Here is a 3,612-nt window from a genome sequence, read left to right as displayed (position 1 = left end):
GTGGTATTCAAGCGTTCAATGAATACTGGTTACGCAGGTGTACAGAACCCACTGTTCTTCAAAGAAAATACATCAATGCTATTTGGTGATGCGAAGGAAAGTGTTGAGTCTATTTTTAAAGCACTCTAACCATTCTTGATTTAAAACTATACAGGGTCAGCAATCGCTGGCCCTTTTTTGTTCCGTTTCAATGTTATAGTAATGCAAATCCTTCTGTTAGCAGATGTCAATTGCTTGTAGATTGATGTATAGTTTTGGCTAATGTAACAAGTGACGGTAACAGTTTGATTAAAAAGTTTTTGCTCGGTTTTGCAACTGTATTGCCGCTTTTTTCGGCACCTGCATTTTCCGATTCACTACCAGAAAGAATAGATACGTTTACAGAGCTATTTAATTATGAAGTAGCTCTTAAATCGTATGATATTCGTATTCTGCAATCAAATTATCCTACCAAGTTACTTGCGCCAGATTCGCTTCTGCCGCAAACGTCTGACTATCCGTTAAAAGATATACAACAGCTTTACAGCTTAGCGAATACTTGTCGTGGTAAATTGCCACTAAGTCCTTTAATTACTGAGCCGTTAGTATTTACAAGAGCTATCTGTAAAGGGACGCAACTGACACCACGTTGGTTCTCGCGTAGTGGCCTCATTCACCCTGGTGGTGGAACTTATGCTGCACGCTATGTGGATAAGTATCCAGAACTCAAACCCAAGCTTGCTCAATACATGCATATTAAAGAGCGTGACAATGAGGAAGGGGATGAGTTGTTAGAAAGCTTGAAAAACATGGACGACGACGCCATTAATGCTTTGATTGCAGGCGCGAGCATGTTTATCGAAGGTAACGAACTTTGGTTACGACGTGGTGACCGTTACTTTGTTTTCGAGAAAGATATCTGGGAAGAAAACGTCGCTAATGCGGGTCTGTCCTACGCTCTAGCGTCTCAAAGCAAAAGTTGCTTTGTTAAACGAGGCAATATTTGTTGGGATGTAGAAGATCACTCACAAGTTTTGCGGATCAGTATGATCATACTGGTAATCGCAAATATTCTTCTAGTGATTGGTTGGGCTGTATACCGCTGGAATAGTAAGCGAGAAGAGCTCCGTAGTAGAATGCTTGTGTTGCAAATTTTAACGCATGAGCTCAGAACACCGATTGCATCTCTATCACTGACGGTTGAGGGCTTTCGCCGAGAATTCGAGCATCTACCTGAAAGCGTATATGACGAGTTCCGCAGATTGTGTGAAGATACACGTCGTTTGCGTCAATTGGCAGAAGCGAGTAAAGATTATTTGCAATCTGATAACCAAATGCTTGCAACAGATTGGGTTCCGTCTGTCGCAGACTGGTTAGAATTTAAGATCGAAGAAGAATTTGATAGTGCCGTGCTTTTCAACATCAATGAAGATGTGGCTGCTAAAGTTAATGTGTACTGGTTAGGAACTTGTATCGATAACTTGCTTCGTAATGCGCTTAAGTACGGTATTGCACCAGTTGAATTGGATGTTTCAACTAGTGAAGAAAAAATAGTATTCCAAGTCCGAGATGCTGGTGGCCTAACGGCTAAAGATTGGGCAAATTTGAAGAAACCGTTCGTCAGTAAGAGCGGGTTAGGACTTGGGTTAACAATCGTTGAATCTATGGTAGGCCGCATGGGCGGAAAAATGTCCCTGATGGGACCACCTACAACCTTTATATTGGAGATACCTTGTGAAACAGACACTGCTTCTCGTTGAGGACGATAAAAACTTGGCTGATGGCCTGTTAGTAAGCCTGGAACAAGCAGGATATGAGTGTTTACATGTGGAACGTATTGCAGACGTAGAACCACAATGGAAAAAAGCTGACTTGGTTATTCTCGATCGCCAACTCCCAGATGGTGACTCTGTACAATGTCTCCCAGAATGGAAACAGATTAAAGACGTACCAGTTATCTTGCTAACGGCACTTGTTACCGTAAAAGATAAAGTTGCAGGCCTTGATTCCGGCGCGAACGACTACTTAACGAAGCCTTTTGCTGAAGCGGAACTCTTTGCGAGAATCCGTGCACAGCTACGAGCACCGGATTCAGCAGAGCAAAGCAGCGCTGATAAAGTGATCACAAAAGACTTAGAAATTGATCGTTCAACTCGTGAAGTTACCTATAAAGATGAGCTAATTACGTTAACTCGTACAGAGTTTGATCTACTGCTATTTTTAGCGTCGAACTTAGGTCGCGTGTTTACTCGTGATGAGCTACTTGACCACGTTTGGGGTTATAATCACTTCCCAACAACACGTACTGTGGATACGCACGTATTGCAGCTTCGTCAAAAACTGCCCGGACTGGAAATTGAAACACTTCGCGGTGTTGGCTACAAGATGAAAGCATAAGTCATAATGAAAACACTACTCCCCGTAGTTCTCTCATTAGCGTTAGTGAAACCAGTCCATGCAATGGACTGGTTTCAAACCAACACGCCTTTAACGCAGGCACATCAACACTTACTTGAAGATGATCTTGCCGGTATGTTCAACTCTCTTGTTGAACTGTGGCAAACGGAACCAAGCAAAGATTTGACTCCTCATCTCAATGATCTTCTTGGTCAGTCACTATCTAAAAACTGTGGCAAGTCTCTCACTGGTGTAACGCTGCCTGAATGGATAAGTGGCGTGAACGTCATTCGTCAGACCATCCAAAGCCCTGGGCGAGATACATTTAGGTTAGTGATCAAGCTAAGAGCTACAACTGACATCGAAAATATTTCATTTAATAGATGGGTGGATGATTCTATATCCGCAGACAGTTCATTCAGTTATGAAGAACAGCCGAGCGGTACGGAATTAGCCAATGAGCGTAGTTATTCGAAACGCTATAACCTCACGGGTAAGCTTGAAGCAGGCTTGTATCACTTAACTATTGTTTCTAAAGATAAACAAGAGTATCGAACTTGGGTAATATTAGGAGATTCCAATTCTTCGCAATATGTTCGTTGGACATCTAAAGAGAATTGGAAAGTAGAAAAGAGCGCACTTCGTAATCCCCATTGTCCATTACCGCAACTTGAAGTTGGTTTATATGACTACATTGATGGTCAATACGAGCAAATGTGGAAAAAGACTTACGAGTCTAACTATCCCAATTCACTAGAGCTTGCGGGCGTCCCAAATGATAGATACGTGCTAGCAGTGAGTATCAACAGTCGTCGTTGGCAGGGCGATATAATTGTTGAGCAAGCTCAAACTATTAGCCGAACCTATGATCTTTCCCAAGAAGAATAGTTAAAGAAATACCATTTGTGCCGATAAAGGTTCAGGAAGAACCAAAATCACAAGTGTAGTATGAAAACCAAATATAAAATTCTAGCCACCTCTGTTGCCACCACACTTTTCGCAAACGTTGCTTCGGCTGCCACTTATGCGATAGAAGCTCGTAGCGATGCGATGGGTGGCGTTGGTACGGTATCAGCAACTTATCTGACTGCTCCTTTTTTCAACCCCGCACTTACTGCAATTTATCGCCGAAACGACGACGCAGGAATGATCGTGCCAAGTTTTGGCGGTAATTACGATGATCAATATGATCTTGTCGATGAAATCGAACGCATCAGCAAATTGACCGATGTCGAT

General features: G+C 42.4%; 5 protein-coding genes. All 5 read left to right on the top strand.

Features of this window, described 5'->3' with window-relative positions; translation table 11 throughout:
* On the top strand, positions 1–129 hold a 129-nt coding region (locus tag CAG69_RS09725; RefSeq protein WP_161443954.1), incomplete at its 5' end, for an NAD(P)(+) transhydrogenase (Re/Si-specific) subunit beta.
* Positions 130–284: 155 nt separating this feature from the next.
* Positions 285–1,739: a sensor histidine kinase VxrA gene (gene vxrA, locus CAG69_RS09720; RefSeq protein ID WP_005394482.1), complete on the top strand. Its 1,455-nt coding sequence runs from the start codon at positions 285–287 to the stop codon at positions 1,737–1,739.
* Positions 1,714–2,376, top strand: a complete 663-nt coding sequence (gene vxrB / locus CAG69_RS09715) for a response regulator transcription factor VxrB (RefSeq protein ID WP_005394480.1) — start codon at positions 1,714–1,716, stop codon at positions 2,374–2,376. The genes vxrA and vxrB overlap by 26 nt, the downstream gene beginning before the upstream one ends.
* Positions 2,377–2,382: 6 nt before the next feature.
* Positions 2,383–3,264, top strand: a complete 882-nt coding sequence (locus CAG69_RS09710; protein WP_005394478.1) for a DUF2861 family protein — start codon at positions 2,383–2,385, stop codon at positions 3,262–3,264.
* A 60-nt stretch (positions 3,265–3,324) separates the two neighbouring features.
* Positions 3,325–3,612, top strand: a 288-nt coding sequence (gene traF / locus CAG69_RS09705; RefSeq protein ID WP_161443952.1) for a conjugal transfer protein TraF, incomplete at its 3' end; no start/stop codon positions are given.

Origin of the sequence: Vibrio sp. V43_P6S15P86, assembly GCF_009904725.1 — a bacterium.
In the GTDB taxonomy this organism is placed as follows: domain Bacteria; phylum Pseudomonadota; class Gammaproteobacteria; order Enterobacterales; family Vibrionaceae; genus Vibrio; species Vibrio diabolicus.
Note: the sequence above shows the minus strand (reverse complement) of the source record. Positions and strands in the feature narration are given on the sequence as shown.